The 26733-nt window shown below is 65.8% G+C and carries 28 protein-coding genes; 16 read left to right on the top strand and 12 right to left on the bottom strand.

The annotated features are described in order from the left end of the window. Window positions 1-11 precede the first annotated feature (11 nt). The 3 genes from AC3QL3_RS11085 to AC3QL3_RS11075 all read left to right on the top strand — a co-directional run bounded on the left by AC3QL3_RS11085 (window position 12) and on the right by AC3QL3_RS11075 (window position 2473). Window positions 12-1262 carry a winged helix-turn-helix domain-containing protein gene (locus AC3QL3_RS11085; protein ID WP_492893502.1) on the top strand — a complete coding sequence of 417 codons (1251 nt, stop codon included), beginning with the start codon at window positions 12-14 and terminating at the stop codon, window positions 1260-1262. A 110-nt stretch (window positions 1263-1372) separates the two neighbouring features. Continuing rightward, window positions 1373-1855 carry an MgtC/SapB family protein gene (locus AC3QL3_RS11080; protein WP_492893500.1) on the top strand — a complete coding sequence of 161 codons (483 nt, stop codon included), beginning with the start codon at window positions 1373-1375 and terminating at the stop codon, window positions 1853-1855. A 9-nt stretch (window positions 1856-1864) separates the two neighbouring features. Continuing rightward, window positions 1865-2473: a ParB-like protein gene (locus tag AC3QL3_RS11075; protein ID WP_492893498.1), complete on the top strand. Its 609-nt coding sequence runs from the start codon at window positions 1865-1867 to the stop codon at window positions 2471-2473. A 28-nt stretch (window positions 2474-2501) separates the two neighbouring features. On the opposite strand, the gene AC3QL3_RS11070 is transcribed toward AC3QL3_RS11075, so the two are convergent. Further along, window positions 2502-3824, bottom strand: a complete 1323-nt coding sequence (locus tag AC3QL3_RS11070) for a DEAD/DEAH box helicase (RefSeq protein ID WP_492893496.1) — start codon at window positions 3822-3824, stop codon at window positions 2502-2504. 410 nt (window positions 3825-4234) lie between these two features. Between AC3QL3_RS11070 and sugE the strand changes: the two genes are divergently transcribed. Then, window positions 4235-4579 (top strand): quaternary ammonium compound efflux SMR transporter SugE, encoded by a 345-nt coding sequence (gene sugE, locus AC3QL3_RS11065; RefSeq protein WP_492893494.1) that lies wholly within the window; start codon window positions 4235-4237, stop codon window positions 4577-4579. Between the two features lie 43 nt (window positions 4580-4622). After that, window positions 4623-5033, top strand: coding sequence for an RNA-binding S4 domain-containing protein (locus AC3QL3_RS11060; RefSeq protein WP_492893492.1), 411 nt, complete (start codon window positions 4623-4625; stop codon window positions 5031-5033). A gap of 12 nt (window positions 5034-5045) precedes the next feature. Here the strand turns inward: AC3QL3_RS11060 and AC3QL3_RS11055 are convergent, their stop codons facing one another. Genes AC3QL3_RS11055 through AC3QL3_RS11040 form a run of 4 tightly spaced genes read right to left on the bottom strand, consistent with a single transcriptional unit; the run spans window position 5046 to window position 9330 of the window. Continuing rightward, complete coding sequence (locus tag AC3QL3_RS11055; RefSeq protein ID WP_492893490.1) at window positions 5046-6023, bottom strand: alpha/beta fold hydrolase; 978 nt, start codon at window positions 6021-6023, stop codon at window positions 5046-5048. Window positions 6024-6042: 19 nt separating this feature from the next. Next, a complete protein-coding gene (locus tag AC3QL3_RS11050) occupies window positions 6043-6927 on the bottom strand; it encodes a metal-dependent hydrolase (RefSeq protein WP_492893488.1) in 885 nt (294 codons plus the stop codon). Between the two features lie 28 nt (window positions 6928-6955). Then, window positions 6956-7834, bottom strand: a complete 879-nt coding sequence (locus AC3QL3_RS11045; RefSeq protein WP_492893486.1) for an SDR family NAD(P)-dependent oxidoreductase — start codon at window positions 7832-7834, stop codon at window positions 6956-6958. After that, window positions 7831-9330: a flavin-containing monooxygenase gene (locus AC3QL3_RS11040; RefSeq protein ID WP_492893484.1), complete on the bottom strand. Its 1500-nt coding sequence runs from the start codon at window positions 9328-9330 to the stop codon at window positions 7831-7833. The genes AC3QL3_RS11045 and AC3QL3_RS11040 overlap by 4 nt, the downstream gene beginning before the upstream one ends. Before the next feature lie 101 nt (window positions 9331-9431). Here AC3QL3_RS11040 and AC3QL3_RS11035 point away from each other — a divergent pair, with 101 nt between their 5' ends. Next, window positions 9432-10478 carry an AraC family transcriptional regulator gene (locus AC3QL3_RS11035; protein ID WP_492893482.1) on the top strand — a complete coding sequence of 349 codons (1047 nt, stop codon included), beginning with the start codon at window positions 9432-9434 and terminating at the stop codon, window positions 10476-10478. Between the two features lie 33 nt (window positions 10479-10511). On the opposite strand, the gene bla is transcribed toward AC3QL3_RS11035, so the two are convergent. Beyond that, window positions 10512-11468: a subclass B3 metallo-beta-lactamase gene (gene bla / locus AC3QL3_RS11030; protein ID WP_492893480.1), complete on the bottom strand. Its 957-nt coding sequence runs from the start codon at window positions 11466-11468 to the stop codon at window positions 10512-10514. 178 nt (window positions 11469-11646) lie between these two features. Between bla and AC3QL3_RS11025 the strand changes: the two genes are divergently transcribed. Together AC3QL3_RS11025 and AC3QL3_RS11020 are read left to right on the top strand one after the other, a co-directional pair. Beyond that, entirely contained in the window at window positions 11647-12315 is a 669-nt protein-coding gene (locus AC3QL3_RS11025) for a PadR family transcriptional regulator (protein ID WP_492893478.1), read from the top strand. Next, entirely contained in the window at window positions 12312-12920 is a 609-nt protein-coding gene (locus AC3QL3_RS11020) for an O-methyltransferase (protein WP_492893476.1), read from the top strand. The genes AC3QL3_RS11025 and AC3QL3_RS11020 overlap by 4 nt, the downstream gene beginning before the upstream one ends. A 15-nt stretch (window positions 12921-12935) precedes the next feature. Here AC3QL3_RS11020 and mutS read toward each other — a convergent pair whose 3' ends face one another. Then, window positions 12936-15542, bottom strand: coding sequence for a DNA mismatch repair protein MutS (mutS, locus tag AC3QL3_RS11015; protein WP_492898910.1), 2607 nt, complete (start codon window positions 15540-15542; stop codon window positions 12936-12938). Window positions 15543-15741: 199 nt separating this feature from the next. Here mutS and AC3QL3_RS11010 point away from each other — a divergent pair, with 199 nt between their 5' ends. From AC3QL3_RS11010 to AC3QL3_RS10995, 4 genes are read left to right on the top strand one after another with little or no spacing between them, the layout of a single operon-like run. Continuing rightward, window positions 15742-17217: a tyrosine-type recombinase/integrase gene (locus tag AC3QL3_RS11010; RefSeq protein WP_492893474.1), complete on the top strand. Its 1476-nt coding sequence runs from the start codon at window positions 15742-15744 to the stop codon at window positions 17215-17217. Beyond that, complete coding sequence (locus AC3QL3_RS11005) at window positions 17183-17851, top strand: hypothetical protein (RefSeq protein WP_492893472.1); 669 nt, start codon at window positions 17183-17185, stop codon at window positions 17849-17851. The genes AC3QL3_RS11010 and AC3QL3_RS11005 overlap by 35 nt, the downstream gene beginning before the upstream one ends. A gap of 27 nt (window positions 17852-17878) precedes the next feature. Beyond that, on the top strand, window positions 17879-18415 hold the full coding sequence (locus AC3QL3_RS11000) for a hypothetical protein (protein WP_492893470.1): 537 nt from the start codon (window positions 17879-17881) through the stop codon (window positions 18413-18415). Window positions 18416-18422: 7 nt separating this feature from the next. After that, window positions 18423-19385: a hypothetical protein gene (locus tag AC3QL3_RS10995; protein WP_492893468.1), complete on the top strand. Its 963-nt coding sequence runs from the start codon at window positions 18423-18425 to the stop codon at window positions 19383-19385. 21 nt (window positions 19386-19406) lie between these two features. Here AC3QL3_RS10995 and AC3QL3_RS10990 read toward each other — a convergent pair whose 3' ends face one another. Beyond that, window positions 19407-19718 (bottom strand): helix-turn-helix domain-containing protein, encoded by a 312-nt coding sequence (locus AC3QL3_RS10990; RefSeq protein WP_492893466.1) that lies wholly within the window; start codon window positions 19716-19718, stop codon window positions 19407-19409. A gap of 113 nt (window positions 19719-19831) precedes the next feature. On the opposite strand from AC3QL3_RS10990, the gene AC3QL3_RS10985 reads away from it, so the two are divergent. The 3 genes from AC3QL3_RS10985 to AC3QL3_RS10975 all read left to right on the top strand — a co-directional run bounded on the left by AC3QL3_RS10985 (window position 19832) and on the right by AC3QL3_RS10975 (window position 22812). Beyond that, on the top strand, window positions 19832-20953 hold the full coding sequence (locus AC3QL3_RS10985; protein WP_492893464.1) for a hypothetical protein: 1122 nt from the start codon (window positions 19832-19834) through the stop codon (window positions 20951-20953). A 52-nt stretch (window positions 20954-21005) separates the two neighbouring features. Further along, window positions 21006-22136, top strand: a complete 1131-nt coding sequence (locus AC3QL3_RS10980; RefSeq protein WP_492893462.1) for a Kelch repeat-containing protein — start codon at window positions 21006-21008, stop codon at window positions 22134-22136. A gap of 199 nt (window positions 22137-22335) precedes the next feature. After that, window positions 22336-22812: a JAB domain-containing protein gene (locus tag AC3QL3_RS10975; protein ID WP_492893460.1), complete on the top strand. Its 477-nt coding sequence runs from the start codon at window positions 22336-22338 to the stop codon at window positions 22810-22812. Window positions 22813-22861: 49 nt separating this feature from the next. Here AC3QL3_RS10975 and AC3QL3_RS10970 read toward each other — a convergent pair whose 3' ends face one another. Both AC3QL3_RS10970 and AC3QL3_RS10965 read right to left on the bottom strand, forming a co-directional pair. Then, on the bottom strand, window positions 22862-23908 hold the full coding sequence (locus AC3QL3_RS10970; protein ID WP_492893458.1) for a hypothetical protein: 1047 nt from the start codon (window positions 23906-23908) through the stop codon (window positions 22862-22864). Continuing rightward, on the bottom strand, window positions 23908-24360 hold the full coding sequence (locus AC3QL3_RS10965) for a hypothetical protein (protein ID WP_492893456.1): 453 nt from the start codon (window positions 24358-24360) through the stop codon (window positions 23908-23910). Before AC3QL3_RS10965 ends, AC3QL3_RS10970 begins: the two co-directional genes overlap by 1 nt. 119 nt (window positions 24361-24479) lie before the next feature. Here AC3QL3_RS10965 and AC3QL3_RS10960 point away from each other — a divergent pair, with 119 nt between their 5' ends. After that, window positions 24480-25346 carry a hypothetical protein gene (locus tag AC3QL3_RS10960; RefSeq protein WP_492893454.1) on the top strand — a complete coding sequence of 289 codons (867 nt, stop codon included), beginning with the start codon at window positions 24480-24482 and terminating at the stop codon, window positions 25344-25346. 234 nt (window positions 25347-25580) lie between these two features. On the opposite strand, the gene traD is transcribed toward AC3QL3_RS10960, so the two are convergent. Together traD and AC3QL3_RS10950 are read right to left on the bottom strand one after the other, a co-directional pair. Next, window positions 25581-25856, bottom strand: coding sequence for a conjugal transfer protein TraD (gene traD / locus AC3QL3_RS10955; RefSeq protein WP_492898908.1), 276 nt, complete (start codon window positions 25854-25856; stop codon window positions 25581-25583). Window positions 25857-25987: 131 nt separating this feature from the next. Further along, window positions 25988-26410 (bottom strand): hypothetical protein, encoded by a 423-nt coding sequence (locus AC3QL3_RS10950; protein ID WP_492893452.1) that lies wholly within the window; start codon window positions 26408-26410, stop codon window positions 25988-25990. Window positions 26411-26733 lie beyond the last annotated feature (323 nt).

Raw genomic sequence — 26733 nt, 5'->3', positions numbered from 1 at the left:
GCCCGCTTCGGATGACGACCTTGCCCCGTATCGGCGCGCAGCAGGCGCGCCTGCTGCACCTCGCCGCGCAAGGATTGCTGGCGCGGCCGAGCCGACGCGCGCGCAAGGCGGACGTGCTCGCCGCGATCACGCGTATGCGCGTGCTGCAGATCGACACGATCAATGTCGTCGCACGCAGTCCGTACCTGGTGCTGTATTCGCGCCTGGGCGCGTATCGCAAGGAATGGTTGGAGGAATGGCTGGCCGAGGGCGCGATCTTCGAATGCTGGGCGCATGAAGCGAGCTTCGCGCCGAGCGCCGATTACGCGCTGCATCGGCAGCATTCGCGCGACAGCCGGCAAGGGCATTGGGCAATGCGCATCGCCGCGCGCGCGAAAGAACACAGCGCGAGCGGCATGGACGGACTGCTCGCGCACGTGCGCGAGCGCGGCGCGGTGAAGTCGTCCGACTTCGAACGCGGCGAAGGCAAGAGCGGCGGCTGGTGGGGTTGGAAAGAAGAAAAGCGCTGGCTGGAGGCCTGGTTCGCGCTGGGCGAGCTGATGATCGCGCGGCGCGAAAACTTCCAGCGCGTGTACGACCTCGGCGAGCGCGTGCGCGCGACGATGCGCACGAACGGGCACGCCTCCGTCAGAGACGAGGTATCCGAAGAGGAGATGCGGCGCGAGTTCACGCTCGGCGCGGTGCAGGCGCTCGGCGTCACGCAGGCGCGTTGGATCAACGACTATTTCCGCAGCGGGGGCAAGCTGAAGGATCGCGACCTCGACGCCTACGTCGACAGCGGCGAGCTGCTGCGGATCGAAGTGGACGGCTGGAAGCAGCCGGGCTACGTGCACCCCGATCACCGTGACGCATTGACCAGCGCCGTCGCCGGCCGCCTGCGCTCGACGCAGACGACCTTGCTGTCGCCGTTCGATCCGGTGGTGTGGGACCGCGAGCGCGCCGCGACGATGTTCGGTTTCGACTATCGCATCGAGTGCTACACGCCGGCGCCCAAACGCCGTTACGGCTACTACGTCTTGCCGATCCTGCACCGCGGCCGCCTAGTCGGCCGGCTCGACGCCAAGGCGCACCGCGCCGACGGCATCTTCGAGGTCAAGACGCTGTATCTGGAAGACGGTATCAACGCGGACGCGGCACTGGCCGCGGCCGTGGCGGACGCGATACGGCGTTGCGCCGACTGGCATGCGACCCCAGAAGTGAAGCTCGGCCGCTGCGAGCCGAAAGCGTTCAAGCGCGACTTGCAGCACGCTCTGGACGCGTAGGGCAGGGCGGCCAGGGCGCTTCGGCATCGGCGCAGTCTTCGCCTGCCGGAGCGCTGTTCGAGCGGCATCGATTGCGCGAAACTGCCGCGGCGTCGGCGACGGAGTGCGGGATGATCGATGAGGTGTTGGCGGTGTCGCTGCGACTCTCGGCCGCGGTTCTGGTCGGCGGCCTGATCGGTCTCAATCGCGACCTGCACCACAAGCCGGCCGGGGTGCGCACGCATGCGCTGGTCAGTCTCGGCGCCGCGTTGGTGGTGATCGTGGTGATGCCGCCGGGCGGCGATGACAGCCACCGCTACGACGCGCTCAGCCGCGTCGTGCAGGGCGTATTGACCGGGATCGGATTTCTCGGTGCCGGTGTGATCCTGCGCAATCCGGACAAGCAGCACATCAGCGGCCTGACGACCGCTGCGACGATCTGGCTGACCGCTCTACTCGGCGTCGCCTGCGGCGTCGGTTTGTACCTGCCGCTGGCGATCGCGTTCGTGCTCGGCGCGATCGTGTTGCTGCTGGGCGGTCGGCTGGAGCGCGCGTTTCGGCGACGTTGGTCGCCGAAACTGGAAGAGCCGCCCCCGCAACCGCCCAAAAACTAGGACAGCGTCGTGGCCGAGCCGCACGAATGCGAAATCGCCAAGTTGCGCCCTACCCAGATCACGGTCGGTTTGATCGAGGTCGAAGACAAGCGCCGGCATCTGCAGGCGTTGGGGCACCACGAACGCAAGGAGTACTTGAAGGCGCGGCCGATTCCGGCGGTGCTCGGTGCCGACCAGCGGCTCTACATCACCGACCATCACCACCTCGCGCGCGCGCTCTCCGACGGCGGCTACGACAGCGGCTTTTTTCTGATCGAAGCCGACCTTTCCGCGCTCGCCGAGGAAGCGTTTTGGAAGACGATGCAGGAGCGCCGCTGGGCGCATCCGATCGATGCGCAGGGACAGCGCCAGAGTGCGGCGGAGATTCCGCATCACGTCGACCGCCTGCTCGACGATCCGTACCGCAGCCTGGCCGGTTACGTGCGCGAGCGCGGCGGCTACGCGAAGACGCCGACCGCGTTCGCCGAGTTCGCCTGGGCCGATTTCTTCCGCTCGCGCGTAGTCATCGGACCCAAGCGCAGCGACTTCGACGCAGCGGTCGAGCGAGCACTAGTGCTCGCGCACAGCGGCGAGGCGAGCAAGCTGCCAGGCTATCTCGCCGCAGCGACGTCGCGTTGACGCGACGTTCGCTGCGCAATGCGATCGATCAGGCCGGGCGGCTCTGACGACCGCCGCCACCGCCGCGGCGACGCGGCTTCTTCTTGCGCGCACCGGGGTTGGCTTCGTTGCCGTTGGAAGCGTGCGGGCGGCGCGCATGCCGCTGCGTCCGCTGCGGTCGGGCCGCTGCCGGTTTCTGCGTCGGCCGCGCGGTGCCGTCGGCACGCAGCGGGCGCGAGGGTTCGAAGCCGGGCACCGCGGCGATTTCGATCTCCTGCTTGAGCAGGCGGCGAATGTCGCGCAGCAAGCCTTCTTCTTCGTGCGAAACCAGCGAGATCGCCAGTCCCTCGGCACCGGCGCGGCCGGTGCGGCCGATGCGATGCACGTAGTCCTCGGCCACCATCGGCAGATCGTGGTTGATGACCATCGGCAGCTGATCGATGTCCAGGCCGCGCGCGGCGATGTCGGTCGCGACCAGCACGTTGATCTTGCCGCTCTTGAAGTCGGCCAGCGCACGCGTGCGCTGGTTCTGGCTCTTGTTGCCGTGGATCGCGGCCGCGCGCAGGCCGGCTTTCTCGAGCACCTTGGCCAATTTGTCGGCGCCGTGCTTGGTGCGGCCGAACACCAGCGTCTGGCGCGCGTCGTGCGCGAGCAGATGCAGGAGCAGGTCGCGCTTGTTGGCGGCGTCGACCGGGTGCACGCGATGGGTGACGGTGGCGGCGACGCTGTTGGGCTTGGCCACCTGGATCTCGACCGGCTCGCGCATGAACTCGCTGGCCAGCGCCTTGATCTCCGGCGCGAAGGTGGCCGAGAACAGCCAGGTGATGCGGTTCTGGCGCGGCAGATGGCTGAGGATGCGCTTGATCGAGGGCAAAAAGCCCATGTCGAGCATGCGGTCGGCTTCGTCGAGGATCAGCACTTCGACGTGCGACAGGTTCACGCTGCGCTGCTGTACGTGATCGATCAGCCGGCCGGGCGTGGCGATCAGCACGTCGACGCCGCGGCGCAAGGCTTCGACCTGCGGCTTGATGCCGACGCCGCCGAAGATCGTGGTCGCGCGCACGCCGAGGTGCTTGCCGTAACCGCGCACGCTGTCGTGCACTTGTGCGGCGAGTTCGCGCGTCGGCGTCAGCACCAGCGCGCGCGGCGTCTTCGGCTGCGCCTGTCCGCGGCGGGCGACGTAGAGCTGCTGCAAGAGCGGCAGCGCGAACGCGGCGGTCTTGCCGGTGCCGGTCTGCGCGCCGGCGAGCAGGTCGCGTCCTTCCAGCGCGGCCGGAATCGCGGCGGCCTGAATGGGGGTGGGCTCGCTGTAGCCTTGTTCGGCCAGCGCGCGCAGCAGCGCGGGCGCAAGCCCGAGGGTTTCGAATGACATGTGAGGAACTCCGTTGCTTGAGTCCGCGTCCGGCCGTGCGGGATGTCGATCGGTGGGATCGAACATCGTCGACGCGAGGCGCGGTATTCCGGCTTTGATGAAGCCGAAATGGCTCGCAGCGTTCCCAGGAACCGCGCTACGAACAGGACGATGGTCGGATCGCAACGGCCCGAATGGCCGTGGATTCCGGGTTTGGCGCGACGAAGGCCGAGCGGCGCGGAACGTTTCGGAGGGAGCCTTGCGGCATCCGGCAGGCCGGCGTTCCTAAGGGAAAATCGCGAAAGCGGCGCAACAAACTGCGCGCAGGATACACCAGACGCCGCCCCCGGGCCATCCGCCGCGCGTCACGTTGACCACCGTTCAGGTCGAACATAGGCTGGCGTGCCCCTTCCTCTAAGACGCATGCCGCAATGGCCGCTCCCACGCTTGCCTGGTTCTATCTCGTCCTCGCCGGCCTCGCTGAGATCGGCTGGGCGGTCGGTCTGAAGTACACCGAAGGCTTCACCCGGCCGCTGCCGACCGTGTTGACCGTGGCCGGCATGATCGTGAGCTTCTATCTGCTTTCGCTGGCGATGCGCAGCATTCCGCTCGGCACCGCGTACGCCGCCTGGACCGGCATCGGCGCGGTCGGCACCGTCATTCTGGGCATGCTGCTGTTCGGCGAGTCGCGCGATCTCGCGCGCGTCGGCTGCATCGCACTGATCGTCGGCGGCGTGGTCGGCTTGAAGTGGCTGAGCGGCGGAGCTGCGCATTGAGCGGTAGCGGACGGTCGATGATGAATTGGTGCGCGGCCGAGCGATGACGCAGAACGTTCCTGTCGTGGAAGCCAGCGTCCGCCTCGACCTCTGGCTCTGGGCCGCGCGTTTCTTCAAGACGCGCGCGCTGGCCAAGCAGGCGGTCGAGGGCGGCAAGGTCGAGGTCAACGGCGCCGCCGGCAAACCGGCCAAGGCCTTGCGCGTCGGCGACGTGCTCAAGATCACGCGCGGCGAAGAGCGCTTCGAGGTCGAGGTGGCCGATCTCGACGAACGTCGCGGCCCGGCGGCGGCGGCGCGCCGGCTCTATCGCGAGACCGAAGCGAGTGCGGCTGCGCGCAGCGCGGCGGCGGAGCTGCGCCGCCTGCAAGGGGCCGGTTACGCCAAACCGCCGACGAAGCCGGACAAGCGCGCGCGGCGGCTGATCCGCGCGCTCGGCGACATCGACGCGCTCTGATCCGGCGTCGGGTCAGAGCGACGCCGCGGTCCCGGCGGGTGGTGTATCGACAACGGCCGGCGGCGCTTGCGCCTGCACGATCAGCGCGGCGATGGCGTCGGCCTGAGTGATCGGGATCATGTGGCCGCCGTCGAGCAGGTGCAGTCTCGAGCCGGGAATCGCGTCGGCCAGACGCTGGCCGTGCAATCGATAGTCGAGCACCGGATCCTGCGTGCCGAAGACGATGTCCACCGGCAGCTTCAAACCCTGATAGCGCGGCATCATCGCGGCCAATTCGGCGGGCGCGGCGACCATGTCGTCCGAGGCGGTGACGAATTCCTGCGGGCGTCCGGCCAGCGCGCCGCCGCCATCGACGTCGAAATTGGCCGGCGGTGGCTCGGGCGCGAACACGCCTTGTAGCAATTGATCGTGCTTGAGCTTGCCAATCGGCGTGGCCAGGGTCCAGGCGATCACCTCGCGCGCGACCGGCGATTGGATGTTCAGATCCTTGAACACAGCCGGCGGCTCGTGCGTTTCCTGGCTGGCCGGCGAGATCAGCACGAGGCCGCCGATCGCGTCGGGATGATCGAGCGCGAGCGCGAGCGACAGCGCACCGCCGAGCGAGTGGCCGACCAGCAGCGGCTTTTGCAGATCCAGCTTGCGCATGAATTCGGCGATGATCGCCGCTTGCGCGAACAGATCGGGATGATCGCCCGACAAGCGGATCGAATAGCCGCAGTCGGGTCGATCCACCGCGATCACGCGATGATCCTTCGACAAGCGGTCGATCAAGGCGTGGAAGTTGCGCAGATTGCCGCTGAGCCCGTGCACCATCACCACGATCGGTCCCTGACCGCGATCGACGTAGTGCAGACGCGCGCCGCCGACTTCGATGAAGCGGCCGAGCGGCGGCACCTGCGCCTCGGCTTGGCGTGCGCTCCACCAGGAGAACAGGGCCAGGCCGACCACGGTCAGGCCGAGCAGGGCGGCGACGCTACGGATGATCTTCATGCAGTCCCCTTGCGAACCTTCAACGCCACGCCGCCGCGTACAACGCGTCGCTGGCGACGAACGGATCGTGCGTGCGTTCCCAGGCTTCGAGCCAGTTGGCGTAGTTGTGGATGGTCGGCTCCTGCGTCGGATGGAAGCCGGGCTTGAAGTAGCGCAGCAGCTTGCCGGTCAGGGCGCCGTAGATGCCTTTGCGCGGACCGTGCAGCCAGAGCGCATTCTTCAAGTGCAAGCCGATACGCTGCCAGCGCGTGTAGCCGTCGGCCGCCAGCATGCGGTCGGTGACGCGATAGGTGAAGCGCATCATTTCCTTGATCGCGAACGCCATCGCGAGTGAACGTTTGAAGTAGCCGACCTTGGCCACTTTCTGCATGACGTCGAAGGCGACCGACTTGTGCTCCATTTCCTCGATCGCGTGCCAGGCGAACATGGCGCGGACGCGCGGCTCGGTGCCTTCCATCACGTAGGCCTTGGAGAAGTAGGCATAGGCCATCATCGCGGTGAAATGCTCGAACGCGGCAGTCAGCGCGAGGTTGAATTCCGGCGAGTATTGCCGCGTCCAACGAGCGTTCATTTCCTTGACGTCGTCGGTCAGCTCGTCCATCGGCATGCCCTGACGTTCGAGCATCTCGTTGTAGCGCGTGTGGGCGAGGCCGTGTTGGCCTTCCTGGCGCATGAAGTCGCGCACTTCCTGCAGCATCACCGGATCGACGACGCCGTCGCGGAATGCGCGCACGCTGGTGATGAAGTAGCGCTCACCGTCGGGAAAGCTCGACTGCACGGCGTCGAAGACGCGCGTCTTGTAGACGTCGCCGCGGAACCAGTACTTCGGCATCGACTCGTCGAAACCGAAATCCAAATGCTCGCGCGGGATGATCGTTTCGTGTTGTCCGAGTGGCTTGTTCATGGCAAGGGCTCCGGTGCGGGTCCGCTCATCAGCCGCGCGGCAGCGGCGACGAAACGGGAACGGCGTGCGCCTTGTGCGTACGCCGGTGGATCGATTCGATGACGGTTGCGTAGCCGGACGGAAACAGCCGCTGAATCTTGTCGAGCACGACCGCGTCGGGCCCGACCAGTACGCGCCGGCGGTCGCTACGCACCGCCTTGAGGATCGTGCGCGCCGCGGCGGTGGCGCTGGTGATGAAGTGCTTCTCGAATTCCTGCGCCGACTTCGACGGATCGACGCCGAGCGCGGTGACATTGGAATCCACGCGCGAGTTCTTCGCGATCGCGGTCTTGATGCCGCCGGGATGCACACAGGTGGCCGACACGCCGCAATGCATCAGGTCCAGCTCCTGGCGCAGCGATTCGGTAAAACCGCGCACGGCGAACTTGGCCGCGTGATAGGCCGAGGCGCCGGGCGAGGCGAGCAGGCCGAACAGGCTCGACGTGTTGACGATGTGGCCGTCGCCGCTCGCTTTCAGATGCGGCAGGAACGCTTGGGTACCGTGCACCACGCCCCAGAAGTTGATGTTCATCAGCCACTCGAAGTCGGCCAAGGACATCGCTTCGACCGTGCTGGCGAGACCGACGCCGGCATTGTTGAAAATCAGATTGATCTTGCCGTGCTCGCGCGCGATCGCATCGGCCCAGGCGAACACCGCGGCGCGGTCGGCGACGTCCAGCGCCGTCGTGCCGATGCGCAGGTTGCCGTTCGCACGCTGTGCCAGCGCCTGCGTTTCGGCCAGCCCGACCTCGTTGACGTCGCTGAGCGCGAGGTGGCAACCCTGCTGCGCCAGTTGCAGCGCCAGTTCGCGCCCCATGCCCGAGGCGGCGCCGGTGATCGCAGCGACTTTGTCCGTGAAGGTCTTCATGCGGCCGCCTTGTCCGCGTCGAGCGCGGTGTCGGGAGCGGCCTGCGAAAAGGCCAGCGTGCCGTCGGCGATCGCGGCGTGTTTGAGACTGAACAAGTCGAGCAGATAGTTCTGCCGCAACTGCCACGGCGCATGCGCGCCTTGTTGCGGGAATTCGCTGAGCGCGCGTTGCACGTAGCCCGAGTTGAGGTTCAACAACGGCAGCGACGGTTCGAGCTTGCTCGAGTCGGCTTTCGGCACGACCTGCGCATAGCCGTGCCGGTCCATGTGTGCGAGTACGCGGCAGACGAACTGCGAGGCGAGGTCCGCGCGCAAGGTCCACGATGCGTTCGTGTAACCGACGCAGAAGGCGAGGTTCGGCACATCGCGCAGCATCACCCCCTTGTACGTGTGCGAACGCCCGAGTTCGAGCGGCCGGCCGTCGACGCTGATGCGCGCACCACCGAAGGCTTGCAGCTTCAAGCCGGTGGCGGTGACGACCACATCGGCCGGCAGCACTTGGCCCGACTGCAGACGAATGCCGTCTTCGGTGAAGGCCTCGATGCGGTCGGTGACGATCGACGATTTGCCGCTGCGCAGCGACTTGAACAGATCGCCGTCGGGGACCAGGCAGAGGCGCTGGTCCCAGGGTTCGTAGCTGGGTTGGAAATGCGTGTCGAACGCGTAGTCCGCCGGCAGGAATTGCTTCTGCGCGTGACGAATCAGCCGCTTGAACGCCTTCGGCGCGCCGCGCGCGAAGGCGAAGAAGAACATGGTCAAGGCGACGTTCTTGGCGCGCGCGATGCGATGCGCCGTGCGCGCCGGCAAATGCTTGCGCAGCCAGATCGCGACGCTGTCTTTCGCCGGCAGGCTGGTGACGTAGGTTGGCGAACGTTGCAGCATGGTCACGTGCGCGGCGGTCTCGGCCATCGCCGGCACCAAGGTCACCGCGGTCGCGCCGCTGCCGATCACGACCACGCGCTTGCCGGCGTAGTCGAGGTCGTCCGGCCACTGCTGCGGATGCACCACCTGGCCGCGGAAGTTCTCGCGACCTGCGAAATCGGGCGCGTAACCGTCGGCATAGTCGTAGTAGCCGCTGCAGACATAAAGGAACTTGCAGCGGTATTGGCGGCGTTCCTTCACGGAGCCAGCCTCGACTTCGACCAGCCAGCTTGCTTCGGACGACGACCACGCCGCCGAGACAACGCGTTGCTGGTAGCGGATCTTGCGATCAATGCCGAATTCGGCGGCGGTGTCGCGCAGATAGTTGAGGATCACGTCGCCATCGGAAATCGACTTGTCCGCCGTCCACGGCCGGAACGAGTAGCCGAAGGTGTACATGTCCGAATCGGAGCGGATGCCCGGATAACGGAACAGGCTCCAGGTGCCGCCGAGTTCGCTGCGGCTTTCGAGGATGGCGTAGGACTTGTCCGGAAGCCGGTTCTGCAGGTAGTAACCGGCACCGATGCCGGACAAACCCGCGCCGACGATGAGTACGTCGAGATATTCGGCCGCCATGCGACTTCCTCGGAATCCCAGACTTGCAACGTGGTGGGAGCTTGCGCTGCGCGAAGGCAGCCGACTTGACCGAGCGCGACAATGATTTGACACTGCGCGACATGACCACGATGTCGCGCGCGGCCTCCCTACGCGGCTTTCCGGAGCTGGTAACCCGCCTCGGCGGCGATCCGCAGGCGCTGCTGCGTCAGCACCGGCTCAACCCGAGTGTGCTCGACAACGAAGACGCGCTGATTCCCTCGCGCGCCGGCATCCACTTGCTCGAAGACAGCGCGCGCCTGTTGCAGTGCCCCGATTTCGGTCTGCGCTTGGCCGAGTTCCAGGACGTCTCCACGCTCGGGCCGTTGGCGATCGCGATCCAACACGCGCGCAGCGTGCGCGAGGCCGCCGCCAGCGCCTCGCGCTTCATCTTCATCCAAGGCACCGACATCGCGTTCACCGTGCAGGCGGACGCGACCAATCGCGCCTATGCCGAACTGCGCTTCGATTTTCTCGAATCGCAGATGGCGTACTGCCGCCAATCCACCGACCTGGCGATCGCGTTGACGCATCGCATCGTCGGCCTGCCGTTCGGCGGCAGCTATCCGCTCGATCGTGTGCTGCTGCCGCACGAGCCGCTGGCCGCGCCGGCCGTGTATGCGCGCTTTTTCGGCGCGCCGGTACGCTTCGCCGAAGCCTATGCCGCCTTGCGCGTGCCGGTCGCGTTTCTCGATCAACCGTTGCCCGAATTCAACGAAACCCTGCGCACGCTCGCGGTCGCCTATCTCGAACGCAATTACTCCGATCGCGAACATTCGCTGTCCGCTCGCGTGCGCTTGATCCTGTCGAAGAGTCTGGGCAGCCCGCAATCGGAAATCGCTGGCGTCGCCGGCTTGCTCGCGATGCATCCGCGTACCTTGCAGCGTCAGCTGGCGGAAGAAGACGCGACCTTCGAAGCGCTTCGCGACCAGGTGCGCCAGCAGGCCGCGCTGCGCTATCTGGTTTCGACCGAACTGGCGCTGACCCAGGTCGCCATCCTGCTCGGGCTGTCCGAGCAATCGGCGCTGACGCGCTGCTGCAAGCGCTGGTTCGGCAAGACGCCGTCGCAAATCCGCCAGGAAGGAGCGGAGCCGCAGGACGCCGCCTCGGCAACGACGTCCCTCGACTAGTCCCGCGCCATCAGCCGCCGCCTCGATGGCGGGCTAGGGCGTCTTCGGTTTTACGGCGGCGGCCTTCTCCTCGGCGATGCGCGTATCGAGCGCCTTCTCGGCCTGCTCGGCATACAGACGGCATGCCTGCGGATCGATGAACGGATTGGGTTGCGCCTTCTGTTCGGCCTGGCGCAGCTTGCGATCGAATCCGGTGACGTCCGGATGCACCGAGATCAGGATGTCGCACGGCAGCGCGGCGACCTTGCGGATGCTGGCGCGAAAGCGCTCGCTGAGATCGCCGTGCGTCGCATCGGCGAGGTAGTGGAAGCCCGGCGCTGAGATCGAGTTGAGGCTATCGGCGTAGACCAGATCGAGGCAGCGTTCGCCTTCGCAGGACTTCCAGGTCCAGCTCGTGCTGCCCGGCGTGTGCCCGAAGGTGTCGTGCGCGGTGATCGCGAGCCGGCCCAGGCGCAACACCTCGCCGTCGCGGATCTCGCGCACGGGACCGGTGACCGGCGGCCCTTTGGCTTCGTCGGCATAGCCGAACTGCGGATCGTCGGGAACCGCGTGGCCGAGCTTCAATCCTTGCGCACCGGAAACACTCGCCACCACCGTCGCGCCGCTGTCGCGTTGCAGAGCGGGGATGCCGCCGGCGTGATCGTAGTGCGCGTGCGAGTTGAGTATGTACTTGATGTCTTCGACCTTGAAGCCGAGCCGGCGAATGTTGGCTTCGATCAGGGGCACCGACTGCGGCAGCGCGCCGTCGAGCAGGATCAAACCCTCGTCCGTGCGGATCAGGATCGAACTCAGGCCGGCGACGCCGACGTAGTAGGTGTCGCCGTAGATCTTCATCGGCGTCTGCGGTCCGTTCCATTTGGTGGACCACTTTTCGAGGATCGGCTGCGTCAGCGGGTCCGTCTTGTGCGAATCGGGCTTGCCGGCGAAGGCGGGTGCAGCGGTGAGGAAGGCGAGGGCGATCGCCAGCGTCGTGGCTGGGGTAAGCGTCATGCGAAGTCCTGCGGAACGGGTGAGTCGGGTGCCGTCGGCGACGGCGCGAAGCGCGAGTTTGCGCGAGCGATATAGCGAAGTGCGGGCGTCAGATGGCGAAGGTCTGGCGCCTGTCGGCTGGCTTGACTATCGAAAAATATATCTTAAGATACGTTTTACGACACTCAAGGAGACGTCCATGCATCACCATTTCTTCGATCGCGCACGCGATTGCGCGGACCACTTCGAACAAGCTCTGTGGTTCGGTCGGCATCGCCGCGGGCCCGGCTTCGGCCCATTCGCTGCCGGTTTCATGGGCGGCCCTGGTCTCGGCGGGCAGGGCTTCCGCGCGGGACGCAAACTCGGCTCCAGCGAATTGCAGCTGGTCCTGCTCGCTCTGCTCGCTGCACGTCCGAGCCACGGCTACGAATTGATCAAGGCGCTGGAAGAACGCTCCGGCGGCTTCTACAGCCCCAGCCCCGGCATGATCTATCCGGCGCTGACCTATCTCGACGAAGTCGGCTACACCGAGGTCGAGGTCGAAGGCGCCAAGAAGCGCTACAGCATCAGCGCTTCCGGCCGTGAATATCTCCAGCAGCATCAGCAGGCGGCCGACGCGATCCTGACCCAGCTCGAGCGCATCGGCGCGCGCATGGGACGCGTGCGTGACGCCTTCGCCGGCGACGACGAAAGCGATGAGGAGGCGAGCGAGGAGCGCGGTGGCGGGGGTGCGGCCGAGGTTTGGTTCGCCTTGCGCGAGCTCAAGCACGTGCTGCGCGGCAAGCGCCACGCCGGCCTCAAGGAAGCGCGCCGCATCGCTGCGATCCTGCAGCGCGCCGCCGCCGAGATCGCCGGTCGCGAGGGATGAGCGCGAACCTCGCCGATGCGCTCAGCGCTTCCGCGTCGAGCGTGTTGTGCGATGCGCGCATCGAGGCGGTCGTCGCCGCGATACGGGCGACGTATCGGCCCGCCGCCGCTGACACCGCGCCCGACGACGCAGCACTTTCCAGCGCGCGCGGCGAGCTGATGTATCTGCTCTGCCGCGCCTTGCGCGCACGCTGTGTCGTCGATGCCGGCGCCTCGCTGCTGTCGATCCTCTATCTCGCCGCCGCGGTACGCGACAACGGCGGCGGACGCGTACTCGCCGCACAAATCGCGCCTGGGCGCGTCGCGGCGACGCGCTGTCATTTACTGGCGGCCGGACTCGATTCGTTCGTCGAACTCCGCCCCGCGACGATCGGGCATGACCTCGACGATGTCGACTTCGTGCGCATCGGCCGCAGTGAGGCGATATCTGTTGTCGCCCAGCCGATCTTGCGACAACTGGCGCCGCGCCTGCAGGGCGGCGCGATCGTGCTGCTCGATCACGCCGAGGACGGCTCGCGCGCCTGGCTGCGCGATCCGCTCAATGGATTTCGCGCAATGGGCTTGTCGCTCGACGGCTATTGCGAACTGGCGGTTCGGGCGCGTTGATTCGCGGCGTTGCCGTCAGATCAGCTTCTTCAGCCGATACAGCGCATCGAGCGCTTCGCGCGGACTCAAAGCATCCGGATCGAGCGCACGCAACGCTTCTTCTGCAGGCGACGGCAACGCCGGCGCGAACAGACCGAGCTGCGGTGAAGTGGGTGGAGAGGGCGCTGTCGACACGGGAGCTTCCGCCAGCCGCGCCAGGTGCTGGCGCTCGAGCGTTTCGAGATAGGTGCGCGCCTGTGCGATCACCGGTTTGGGCAAACCCGCGAGCGCTGCGACCTGCAAGCCGAAGCTGCGGTTGGCCGGACCTTCCTTGACCGCGTGCATGAAGACGAGCTGGTCCGCGTATTCGACCGCGTCCAGGTGCACGTTGGCGATGCCTTCGTAGTCGGCGGCGAGTTCCGTCAGTTCGAAGTAGTGCGTGGCGAACAGCGCGAACGCGCGATTGGTCGCCGCCAGCGCGACCGCGCTCGCGCGCGCCAGCGCGAGCCCGTCGTAGGTGCTGGTGCCGCGGCCGACTTCGTCCATCAGCACCAGGCTGGCGGCGGTCGCGTTGTGCAGGATGCTCGCGGTTTCGCTCATCTCGACCATGAAGGTCGATTGCCCGCGCGCGAGGTCGTCGCCGGCGCCGATGCGCGTGAAGATGCGGTCGATCGGCCCGATCGTCGCGGCATCGGCCGGCACGTAGCTGCCGACGTGGGCGAGCAGCACGATCAGCGCGGCCTGGCGCATGTAGGTCGATTTTCCGCCCATGTTCGGGCCGGTCACGATCAGCATGCGGCGGCCTTCGTGCAAGTCGAGATCGTTCGGTTCGAACGGATCTTCGCGCACGCGCTCGACCACCGGATGGCGCCCGCGCACGATGCGGATGCCGGCCGTATCGACCAGCTGCGGCGCGCTCCAGCGCAGCGCGTCGGCGCGCTCGGCCAGCGTCGCCAGCACGTCGAGCTCGGCCACTGCGGCGGCGGCTTGTTTCAATGCGGCGAGGCGTTCGATCAAAACATCGAGCAAGGACTCGTACAGCGCGCGCTCGCGCATCAGCGCTCGTTCGCGCGCGGACAGCACTTTGTCTTCGAACGACTTCAGCTCTTCGGTGATGTAGCGCTCGGCGCCTTTCAGAGTCTGCCGGCGTGTGTAGTGGGTCGGCGCCTTGTCCGCCTGCGCCTTGCTCAGCTCGATGTAGTAACCGTGCACGCTGTTGTAGCCGACTTTCAAAGTCGGCACGCCGGTGGCGGCTTTTTCGCGCTCTTCGAGATCGATCAGGAACTGGTCCGCATTGGTCGACAACAGACGCAGCTCGTCGAGTTCGGCGTCGAAGCCGGGACGCACCACGCCGCCGTCGCGCTGCAGTACCGGCGGCACGTCGACGATCGCGCTAGTCAGATGCTCGGCCGTATCGGCATGTTCGCCGATGCGCTCGAGCAGCGTCTCGATCAGCGGCGAGGCGAGCGGAAACGCCCGTTCCGCTGCGTCTCGTCGGTCTCGCCCTGAAGCGATGAAGCCGTCGGCTACGGCGGCCGTCAGTGCCGGCAGGGACGACAAGCCGTCGCGCAAGGTCGAGAGGTCGCGCGGACGCGCCGAGCGCAGTGCGACGCGCGCGAGGATGCGTTCGAGGTCGCCGATGCCGCGCAATACTTCGCGCAGGCTCTCGAAGCGGCGCCGTTCGAGCAGCGTGTCGATCGCCTGCTGGCGCCGCTGCAGCACACCGCGGTCGCGCAACGGTCGCAGCAGCCAGCGGCGCAGAAGCCGCGCACCCATCGGCGTCACGGTCGAATCGAGCACGCCGAGCAGGGTGTATTCGTTGCTGCCGCTGGCATGCGTATCGAGTTCGAGATTGCGCCGCGTCGCGGCATCGAGCGTGATGGTTTCGCTGGCGCTTTCGACCGCGAGACCGGTCAGATGCGGCAGGGCGGACTTCTGCGTTTCCTCGACGTAGCCGAGCAGGGCTCCGGCGGCGGCTACCGCGAGCGGCAGCGCTTCGACGCCGAAGCCCGAGAGATCGCGCGTGCCGAAAAAGCGCGCCAGTTCGCGCTGTGCGGTCGAAGCGTCGAAGTGCCAGGGAGCGCGCTTGCGCAAACCGCGCAGAGCAGCGACGAACTTCGGCCAGGCGACGTCTTCGCCGACCAGGGTCTCCGCCGGCGCCAGCCGCGCGAGCTCAGCCGACAGCGCCTCGGCGTCGGCCGCTTCGCTGAGCAGGAAACGGCCGCTGGAGAGGTCGACCCAGGCGAGTCCGTAGGCGCCGTTGCTGCCGGCCGCGATCGCCAGCAACAGATTGTCGCGACGTTCTTCCAGCAAGGCCGCGTCGGTGACCGTGCCCGGTGTGACCACGCGTACGACCTTGCGCTCGACCAGGCCTTTCGATGCGGCCGGATCGCCGATCTGTTCGCAGATCGCGACCGATTCGCCGAGCCGAACCAGCTTGGCCAGATAGCCCTCCGCCGCGTGGTAGGGCACGCCGGCCATCGGAATCGGCGCACCGGCGGAAGCGCCGCGCTGGGTCAGGGTGATGTCGAGCAGGCGCGCGGCCTTGCGCGCGTCGTCGTAGAACAATTCGTAGAAATCGCCCATGCGGAAGAACACGAGCGTGTCGGGGTACTCCGCCTTGGCGGCGAAGTATTGGCGCATGAGCGGCGTGTGGTCTTTGTGGGAGTCGTTCGGGGAAGTCAAGACGTCTTATCCATTGATATTATTGATTTTGTTTCCGCTATTGCCGTCACCTGCACGACGTTGCCGTCACTTTCACGCTCACCCCGGTAGCCCAGTCGTAGCCCAGTGGTCTACGATCGCGGCCATTCGCCCTCCGCTGGGCTACAGGAGCACTCCGATGAAGATGGAACTCACGCAGACCATCGTCCTGCGGCAGCTGTCCATCGACCGCCGCCCGGCCCTGGAGAACGGCTCGGTAGTTTACGTGGACAACCCCTCGCGCACCCCTTTCCTGGTGTTCGACACCCACCGCGAGGCGCCCATTGGATTCGGCGTAAAAGTCGGCGCAACCAAGAAAACATACGTCATCCAACGCCGCGTCGGCGCGCACGTGGTGAAAGCCAAAATTGGCGACGTGGCGGACTATCCAAGCATTGCGTTGGCCCGCACGGCTGCGGCGGAAATGGCGAGGGCAATGGTCGCCTCAGGCCGCAACCCCAATGCCGTGCGTCGGGAGCGGGCGGCGTCTTTGGCGTCCCATACCCTGGGGGCAGCGCTTGCGGCGTACCGAGAGCACCTTGCCACGCGCGGCAACAAGCGCGCGACGCCCGCCACCCTCCGCGTTGTCGATGCAGCCATCCGGCATTTCGCAGACTGGTCCGAGCGGCCCTTGTCTCGCCTGACGTCGGAGGAAATCAAAACGCGGTTCGCCGCGGGCATTCAGCGCGCTGGGACTTCGTCGGCCACCGATCGCGGCCGTTCGGTGACCGAACAACGTTTCCGATGGGCGTCCGCGGCCGTTCGTCATGCGTTGCGAAGGGAAGAGCACGAGGCGCACGCCGAGGGGCGCGAGCCACGGCTTCGGGTGAACCCGTTTTCCGTGCTCAACTTCGAGCGGTTGCTCCGCAGCAAGGCGGATTTGGAGAGAGACTACAAAGTGCGACTCGCTCGCAATCCTCTGGGCGTTCGCGATGGAACACTCGGGCGATTCCTCGATGCCATTTGGGCGCGTCGCCCCCGCAGCCGCATTGGGTCCGATTACCTTCTTTTGACCCTGCTGCTCGGGGCTCGTAAAAATGAGACTGCCGCCCTCCAATGGTTCGATCGCCTGTCGTACGCCGAAGCGGCGCGCACGTCGTACGTCGACCTCCATCGCCGCCTCATCCGGTTTCACGGCACCAAAAATCGCAGCGACCACGAGCTGCCGATCGCCGACGGTGCGTTGGAGATCTTGAAGCAGCGCTACGACGAGCGCGCCACGGGCGAGTTGTACGTGTTCCCCGTGCGCAGTTCGAAAAAGACCACGAAAGCGGTCCACTACAGCGATCCCAAAAGCATTCTCTCGTACCTTCGAACCGACGCCGGTTTGCCTTTGCTGAGGCCCCATGATTTGCGTCGAACGTTTGGTCGGGTGGCGGAGGAGACCACGTCGGATCGCATGGTAAAAAGGTTGCTCAACCACTTGGACCCTCGCAACGCCACAAGCGGCTACACCGATCCCGAGTGGCCGCGCGTCGTGGAGGTCTTACAGAAAGTCGAGTGCGCCATCCTGGCGGCCGCACCGATGGTGTACAACGCACTCCTGCCTAGCAGCACGTACCCCAGGATGACGCTGCGCGATGACGAAGCTCGAAACGCTCCGCAACCTGGCTGATCTCGCCGAGCAGCTCGCTCGACTACCAGACAACGCACAGGTGGGCGCGGGAACGGCGGCGCTCCTCATTTCTCTCGATGACCCTCCGTCGCAGCGGACGATGGAGCGCTGGCGCCAGGCCCGCAACCGCTCGGGGGAGACCGGGCCACCGTTCACCGCCGGCCCAGGACGCACCTCCGCCGTCAGCTACAACGTCGGCGCCGTCAGGGCATGGCTCCGCAGCCGTCAGATGGCGACGACGATGGAGGTGGCTGTGCGCCAAGGCCTGGCTTTCGGGTCCTGGGCCGACGCATCCCGGCCCGAACCATGGGTCTCGCACGGCGGAAAGATACGGGAGCACCTGTTGCGAGCGAGTGCCGAGGCGGTGGCCTTAGCGCTACGAGGAGAAGGCGGCCACGTGATCGAAGTTCACGGATTGAGCGAGGCCATCCTGGACGAGTCCTGGGAGAAGGGGTCCGCTCGCGAGCCCTACCAAGCGGCGCTGCGCGCCATTGCCGTCGAAACGGAACGCCGGGTCGACGCGCTGGCGCTTGCCGAAGAACTCGAAATCGAGTTGCCCGCACCCGAGTCTGCTGTGGAGAAGTGTGAAGGGTGCGGGAAGCCGGCGCACCCAGGACGGCCCTGCCGGCTTTAGATCTCCCCAGCGAGGCTTGAAAGCGGGGTGTGGCAGGCCTATTGTGCCGATGTGGCTCACGAAAAACGCCCCATTGATGCCATCCGAGCGATTCGCAAGCGCTTGGAGGATCCGTATGCGTACTCCGAGGACTTAGAGGAGCATGCACGGTCAGCGCTCTACCGGTCGGGAAATCCCTACGCGACGCTTGCGGGATGGGATGGCGTTGACGATGGCATTCCGAGCGAAGCCATCGTGGCGCCCCGGGCCAAGGCACCGCCAGCACCGGCTCGGTCCATAAAAACAGAGCTGTCGAAGGCCGATTTTCGATCGGAATGCCAACGTATATTCCTCCCGTACGTGCCGCCGCATCTGCCGCGGCGCATCCCTCAGCATCAACGCGATTTCATCGCCCGCAACGAACGCCGCTCCCCTGGCGTTCGGTTTCGTTTGGCGCAGTCACTGAAGCGGTACGACCTTTCAAGCACTCCAGGCATTTCCCCGCAGTTCAACCGCGAGCTGTCCATCGAGATAAGCGATCTCAAGCTTCGTCGTCTCGAAGCCGAAGTGCCCGACGACGATTGACGAACGCATGGCGCTGACGCGGACGCAGGTCGGGGGACTGGCAGCGGCGTGTTTGGCGCTGGGCGAAGAAGCGTCCGATAAGCAAGGTTTTGTTTCAGTTCGTGAGCTTCTGCATCGGTTCGATGCGGAACTCGTCATGCGTCCTCTCTTGGTAGAAGCCATGCTGTGCGAAGCCGCGGAGACCGCGTCTGTGGTGGACCGATCTTCGCGGTGGCGTTTGCTGGTGGATAACGAAAAGTACGAAGTCACTTCGACGCAGGTGGACGAGGAGAGCCCGGCGGCGCCGCTCCCGGAACGTTTCCGCAACACCGTTGCCCACGAGCTCACACACTCCCTGGCCTTTCGTGGAAAGGAGTTCGGGGTGGCACTGACGTTGCCGACACGTGGGCAGGGGGAGTCTGCCGGCGATTTGGTCGCGGACATCGAGCGTCGAACGGAACAGCTTTCTCCTTTGCTGTTGATGCCCGACTCGGTGGTGGACCGATGGTTCCCCAGCACGCTCGCCCGCTTGTCCATCGAGCATTTGATGAGCGCCCGAAAAGGCATGGCGGTTTCGCGTCATCTGCTCGTGCAGCGGCTCAATCTGTTGGCGGAGTACGGAAACCGGCTTTTCATCGAACGTCAGTGCTTCCAGGACGCCGCGGTGGGCGTGGGCACCTGGACCCGCGAAGGCGGCGCAGTATTCTCCGGATGGCCGCTTTTTGCGAAGTTTCAGAATGGCGAGCCCCCCGCGTTTGTCTCCATGCTTCGCAAGGTGAAAAGCGTCGGGGCATCCACGATTGTCGATGAGCCGACGTTCGTCCTCAACGGCGGAGCAAGCCGCTCGGTTGTGCTGGAAGTTCCAGCGGTGAAGCCCAGCCGTGGAGCGCTATCGGTGGAACTTTCGGTCGAACCCGTTCGTGCTCGGCCCGGTGCCACGTTCTTGTTTCTCGCACAGGGCATTCCCCTGCCAAAGGCAGGCGAGGCCTGACCGCCCACGCAGTCCTTCGCGTCAGCTTCGCCGTGTCGTGCTTGCGGAAGGTCGTTTAGCCGGAGCTGGTTTCGTCTTCGGGCTTGCTGACTCAATGCGCTTTTCCAGCCGGCGCGCAAAATCGACGAAGGGCAAGCCGTATGCGGCCGCGAGCTCGCGCACCTGGAGCAGCGTCCCGGCGCGGTTCCCCCGTTCGATGTCCGAAAGATAGGTCTGCGGACGGCCCAGTTGTTCGGCAACCTCACCCTGCGTCATGCCGTTGGCCAGCCGGAGCTCCCGCAAGAGTGCCGCAAGTTCCCGCTGCGCCGTGGAATAGAGAGAGGGTTTCCGCATCGGTCCTCCTGGGAGGACCGAGAAAGTAGAACTGAATTTCGTATATCTGAAATTCAGATTTATATCTGATTTTCAGATAGCATCCTCGGCCATCTCGACCGGGAGGAATGTGCATGGACAGGAAGGATGGGGGCGGTTGGCTCGGTGTGGTGATGGCGTGCGCACTCTTGATCAGCGGTTGTGGAACCTCCAGCGCGTCGATGGACGGCGGCGTTGTGGAGGCCCAGGGAAACGCTCGGCTCTCCGGACGTTTCGTTGACGGGAGCGGCGGGGGTTTCGAGTTCTTGCCCAACGGTCGCATGACCGTTGTTGGCCATCCCGAGTCGTTCGGCAGCTACACCCGTTCGGGGAATCAACTGGTTCTTAAGCTGCCTGGTGGCCAAGGGGCCATCGGTGCTGTGGAAGGACCTGACGAAATCGCGCTCATCATCACGGGCGACCCCGGAGGCAAGCGGCGCTTTCATCGCGAAGGTTCAACACCGACCGGCGAGCGCACGCGGCTCAATGGCCTCGACCGGTCGCTCCCCCTTGAGACGTACACCGACATCACCGGGGATGGCAGCAGCGAGGGCATGGCGTTCGTGCGCGTCGCACTCCAGGATCCGCCGGCGACGGCGGACGAAACGGCTACGTGGCTCATGGACGCGGGAAATGAGCCCGACGCGTTCAAGCGGAACGAACGCATCCAGGTCGAGCTCCCACCGGTCGCCGCACGTTTGGATTCGTTGAAGGGACAGCGGTACTTCAAGCTGCGCCTGACCGCGGAGCGCTTGATGTACGAGGGCGGCCACAAGGACCCAGGCCGGCGTTTTCCGTTGATCGACGGAACGCTGGGTGGCCGGCTCGTCGGGCCGTACGACCTGGCGCGAAAGGGATTCCCGTCCGACTGCTTTGCCGCGCAGCAGTTGGGGGGAGCGGGCGCCGCACGAGACCAACCCACGGTGACCCTTCGCTTCAGCGAAGAAGAACGGGTGCCGAGCACGTGCCTGCTTCCCATCTCGGACGAGGCCCTCGCGCGCTCGATGGAGTCGGCTCGGGTCCAGCACGCGGCCCCGCTGACCGTTGTGGACGCAACGCTCTACTTCTACGTCGTTCGCCTCTCCAACCCCCACACGCTTTCCGCGGTGTTGACGCACGCGACAGTCCAATACGGCGTGGTGCCGACGCCAGGACAAGCAGTGGAAACCGTGGGTCCACTTATCGAGGTCGGCTTCCCCCAGCCAGGTGTTCGCTAAAGCCCTGGCCGAACCACTCAAACGCCATCCTCATTCCGCTGGGAAAACCGCGATGCCGTCCGTGTTCTCATCGATGCATTGGGCCGTTGCCGGCGCGCTCGCCGCTGTTTTGACGGTGCGGCTCGCTGCGGCATCCTCGCCTTCTGACGGCGCCTTTCAACCGGCGCCGGACATGAGCTTTGCGCGCTACGCCGGGGCGGCCACGCTCCTGGATGATGGAGCCGTGGTGCTTTACGGCCCGTCACACGACGGCGATCGGTACGACCCCGTGGGCGAGCGATGGATCGAGACCGCGCTCATCCCGAACGCCCGGTTCAACGCGCATTTTTTCGCACTGCCCGACGGTTCCGCTCTCCTCATGGGCGGCGACGTTGCCGATGCACGAACCGTTCGCTACGACACGCCGACGATGAGATGGACCTGGGATGCGGCCATGTCGCACGGTCGTCGCTACGAGCAGGCGGTGGCGCTGGCGGACGGGCGCCTCCTGGTCGCCGGCGGCTACGGGCCGGACGGGCGGCCCACGGCGAGCGCCGAGGTGTACGACCCCCGCACCGGTCGGTTCACGGTGACCGGGGCGATGCCGCGACCGCGCGCGGGCGGCGTCGCCGAGCTCCTACCCGACGGCCGCGTGCTGGTCGCCGGCGGGGTCGATGCATCGGGTCTGGGCGATCCATGCGCCGTGGTTTACGCACCTGCCTCCGGGAGCTTCTCCACCGCCGCGTGCTTCCACAACACCATCAACGGCGTGTTCGTACCCGCTTCTGCTCGACTTGCCGATGGACGCGTCCTGGTGCGAGGAGGCTACAGCTACGTCGGCGGGGGGCAGCGGGTGTCCGACGCCGCGGAGGTCTACGACCCTGTCACCCGACAATGGAGTGCGCGCATAGCCTCGCCGCGCGCGGAGTGCACCCTGACGAGCCTTGCGGACGGACGGGTTCTGATCGCGGGCGGGAGCGATGATTGGGGCAGGCCGCTCAGCGACACCGAGCTTTTTGACCCCACGCTGGACGCACTGCGTCCAGGGCCCTCGATGGTCACCCCTCGGTACGGGCACACGGCAACGCGGCTTGCCGGCAACCGCGTGCTGCTCGCAGGCGGGCAGTCGGGCGGAGGCGAGTGGACGGCTAGCGCGGAGGTCTACGTGGGCGATGCCGTTTTTGCAGACGGCTTTCAGCACTGACGTCTCGTCGCAGGCCATCGGTGTCATTCCGTCGACTCCACAACGACGCCTCTTGCGGAACACCTTTGCACGGCCTGGGGTGCGCACAACCGCGCTGCGGTCGTCCTCTTCGTTTCCGTCCGTGGGATGCGCCCGCCCCGTTTCGTCCGAGCCGCTGGGTTTCCGCGGCGCCATCCCGAGCGCCGAGGGAGCAATACCGATGGTGCGCGACGCGACAGGCAGGTACCGCAAGTCCCCACTGGCCGAGGCCGACATCTTGGCCGCCGCCGAGGACATCCTTCGAGCCCGCCTGCAGCGACTCGGCACACTCAGCTCGCCCCAGGAAGCGTTCGCCTTCTTGAGAGTCCGCTTGGCCGGCCTGCGCCACGAGGAGTTCCACATCGCGTGGCTGGACCAGCGCCACCGCGTGGTGGCCGTAGAACGGCTCTTTCGCGGCACCATCGACACCGCCGCTGTGTACCCGCGTGAAGTCGTGGTGTCCGCCCTGCAGCACAACGCAGCCGCCTGCCTGCTCGCGCACAACCACCCATCGGGTACGCCGGAACCCAGCGCAGCCGATCGGGCCATCACCCTCCGTCTCAAAGAGGCATTGGCGGTCATCGACGTGCGTGTGGTGGACCATGTGGTCGTCGCAGCCGAGGGCGTTGTGTCGCTGGCTCAGAGGGGATGGGTGTGAGCCCGGCTCTTCAAGTTCAATCGACGTGCGCACGTCGGTTGTTAGTAGCTCATGCTGAAGAAGGCGAATCGTGCCCTTCAAACGCGGCGATGCACCGGCAGTAGTCCTGGAGGGCACCCAGATCTTTCGTCTCGGGCAGCGGAAAATCCCTGCACGGCCGGCCTTGCGTCATCGGGTAGAACCAAGACTCGCCGGCTCGACGCGGCCACCGCGCGATGTGCGATGCCGCGAAGTCATCGATGAACTGGAAGTGGTGGGTCGGCGTGAATGCCCGCCACCGTTCCTCTAGGACCTCGATGTCGGCGTTCGGTTTGTCGATGACTTCGACGTGTTCGATCTCCCGCTTCGAGAGCGCGGTCCACGCAGCCTTCAACCGTTGCTTTGCTTCCTCGTCGGACGTTGGCGCGCCGTACCCGAAGATCGTCAGGATCATCCCGTTTGCGAACGCTTCCGATGCGGCTGCCCATTCGCCGGCAATGAACGGGTCACTGGCGTAGTCCTTCTTTTCGACTGGGTACAAGAGCGGCGTGTCCTGCATGACGTCGCCACACTTCGGACAGCGGTCGCCGTCGACGCCAACGTGGTCTGCGTGTGCGGGGCATTTCGCAACGCGCACGCAGCCGTGGAGGTAGTGAACCTTGGGCGAGGGCAGAACGCGTCGATTGCGTTCAACGGCGTCGAACAGAAAGGGATCCCAGTTGAAGGTGAAGATGGTGTCCTCGGGACGCAACGCCAGCACGAGGCGGTCGTAGAGGGTTGCTGTATCCGGCAGACGCATGGCCGCAAAGTACGAGCGGACTTCCTGTTCCACCCTGTGGCACAGTTCCGTGTGTCGTGCGCTTTCGCTCAACGCCGAGTAGATCACCTCGAAGTTTTCGGCGGTGCCATCTCCGAGCAAATCGGGCGCTTCTCGTTCGAGCACCGAACGAAGCTCCACGACGTCGATGAAGTCGCACATCTGAGGTAGTCGTCGCCCACCCGGTTCGCCCTGTGGGAACGCCGCGCAACTGGCGCCAGCGCCGAGAAGCACGACCTGTGGCCTCAGGCCAAGAGGGTGTTCGATGAGGTCTTCCGGACGGACGACGAGCGCAGCCATCAGCGCCTTTGCGCGACGATTTCTGCGATGCGGGTGCGAATCCGACTCGAAACCTGATGGAGCACCTGGTCCACACGGGGATCGCTTGCTCCGCGCCCGCCCTCACGTGATTCTAGGGCTCCTTCGAACGACGAAGCCAAGCTCTCCATCTGCTCGCACGTGTGGTCCGCGAGGTGGCTGCGGACGGCGTCCAAGGTTTCCGGGCCGTCCCCAGGTCCTTCACCGAAGGCGCTGGCGTACAGCGCGAGCAGCTCATCCGAGGTGCTGCGCAAGGCCTGGATGGTGGCGTTGCTCATCTCGCCAATGGCGGGGCCCGTCAACGTCGAAAAGCCGCGCGCTGCCGTCCGCTCGATGATGCGCTGGAACTCCTTCGACAGCGTCCCAATGCGTTGCTCAACCAGCTGCTCGCCGAGCGCCACGGTCTGGCTGTATTTCGGGTCTTTCGAGTTCATGGGTCGTCTCCGTCATCCATCTTCCTGTGGCGGTGCGTCCTGCCCATTTCAACGCTTGGACCCATCTGGTGCCCGACCTTGATAGGGTGCGTGCCCGAGCCGGGCGGGGAGGCGCAGCGATGCAATCATTCCACAATATCCACCTCGGACTGTCTGGGTTGGCGCTCGATGCCGACGTGGACCTGGGCGAAGGCATGTGGGTTCGGCCCACGTACGCCCACATCATGGGGCCGTTCCTCGCCGCGTTTAAGCCGGCTCCCCCAGGGCAACACCACCCTGCGCCGTGGAAAGCACTGTCGGGTGGCTTCTCGTTCGACGTTTCCGCAGAGCTGTTCGTGCCCGCCGCGTTGGGCACGGACGAGGCGGACCGAATGGGGGTGGCGCGGACTGTGCTGTTCCTCCTCCGGCTCGGGGGCGATCCGGCCATCGTCGCCCCCGTGCTGTCGAGCCATGCGTTCGCCGAACTGCCGAATGTTCCAGACCACGAAGCACGCGTAGTGCCGTTCGAGATCCAGCCCCGTCGGTTTCCCTTGAGCATCTCGGAAACGCTCGACGCGCCTCCGGTGCTTCGGTGGGTGGCTGGACTCTGGCGGACGACCCGCCAGCTTCAGGAAAGAGCCGAGTTTCGGCTTGCGGCTGAAGCCATCGACACGGGGCAGTTCCTGAGTGACCCCGCCTTGGCAATGGTGTCGCTCTGGGGCGCTCTTGAAGCTTTATTCGTGCCCACGTCCGCCGAACTCAAGTTCCGTGTGTCCGTCCTGCTCGCTGCATACCTGGAGCCGCCGGGTTCGGCACGAGCCGAACTTCAACGGTCGGCGGCGAAGCTGTACGACAAGCGCTCCGCGGCGGCACACGGGCGGCGGGGCCAGCACGCCGACGGCCTGCTCGAAACCTTCAACTTGGTTCGCCGCGTGATGCTTCGTCTGGTGGAAGAGGGCAATGTGCCAACGCGCGAAGACCTGGAAAAGAGACTGTTTGGTGGTTAGGGGTGGCTGGAGCGCATCGTGATCTGCCCCCGTTCTGCCTGATCCGCCGATCGTGCCCCCACCCGCGCGTACCGCGGGGATTGGAGAAGCTCGATGAAAACGCGAAGAAGACGGTCAGCGTCTGTGGTCTGAACCCGAGCCATCACGGCATGGGTTGATCACCTGGGGAGCGCGGAAACGCGACGTTCATCCGCCCCGTTTCCGACACTCAATAACCCATGCAGCTCCTAAGCCCTATTGATGCGAGAAGACGGGCGGCCTGTCCGGAATCGAAGCCGTATCCGAAGCCACGTCGCGGCGCTCCTCCGTTGGAGCCGTTGGATCGACCTGCCCCGATGGACCCAGAGACGCGAACCATTCTTGCCCTCGTTTCCGAAGAGCGAGCCGTACTGTCGGAGACGCCTCGACGCGATCCCTTGAATCCAGCAAGAGCCCAATCACTTCCACGACGGTGAACTCCCCGCAGCCTGCGGCCAGCACCGCGCCGCCAAGCTCCAGGCGTCGGCGCATTTCCTGACGCCGCGCCCGTTGTCGGGCCGAGTTGGCCTCTCGTATTTCGCGCATCAGCTGCCTTGCCTTCAGTGCGGCCAATCGCTTCGTGGCCGCAGCGACTCGTTCGTTGAATCGGTCCGATGCGGAACTCACCGTGGACGCCTCCGGCAGCGAACCGTGGCGTGTTCTGACGGACCTACCTCTTCGACGAGCGCAATCGGCTCTTGGCCTGCCGACTCGTCGTACTCGGGAGTGGTTTCGCTCGATGTACTTGAGGCTCGGTCGGCGTCGCGGCGAGCGCGTCGGCGCGCCTCTATGGCTGCGCGCAATCGCAGCTCATTCTCGGTGGGCTTGTACGCAGGACGGGGTCCGCGCCGTCGGGTGTCTTCGTCGAGCACGACCCGAACCAGGGAGGCCGTTCGGTTTGCGAAATCATGGAGGCAGATGTCATCCGCGGTCATCAAGAAATGCGGACGCTGATCGAGTTCGGAGCGGTAGCACCACACGAGGTGATCGAGGGCGAAGCCGGCTTCAAGAAGGGCGGCGCGATGTTGCGGTTCGTAGGCGGTCATGGAAGGTCCATTGGTTGAAGACACTCCCTGGGTATCCGATTGAGCGGCGGCCACAAGGGCATTTGTTGTGCGCACGACGGTTCGCATAATGGGGTCCGGGCCCCTGTGACGCAGTTCACGTCACGCAGCGGTACGCCGATTCCGCGAACGTCGAGCTCGAAGAAATCGCCGCAGTGGGCCGGAGCGCTCAGCCGCCGGTGCGAAGGGGGCCGAAGAGGACGACGTTCCAACCGAAGCAAGAGCGCAAGGATGCAAACTCCCTCCGGGTTTTGCTCAGCCCCTTGGCGGGGCCGCTGCGCCGGAGCTGCGCCCCGGACCCCGAC

Source organism: Dokdonella sp. GW821-FHT11D02 (assembly GCF_058808595.1).
This window is presented reverse-complemented; position numbering and strand designations above follow the sequence as displayed.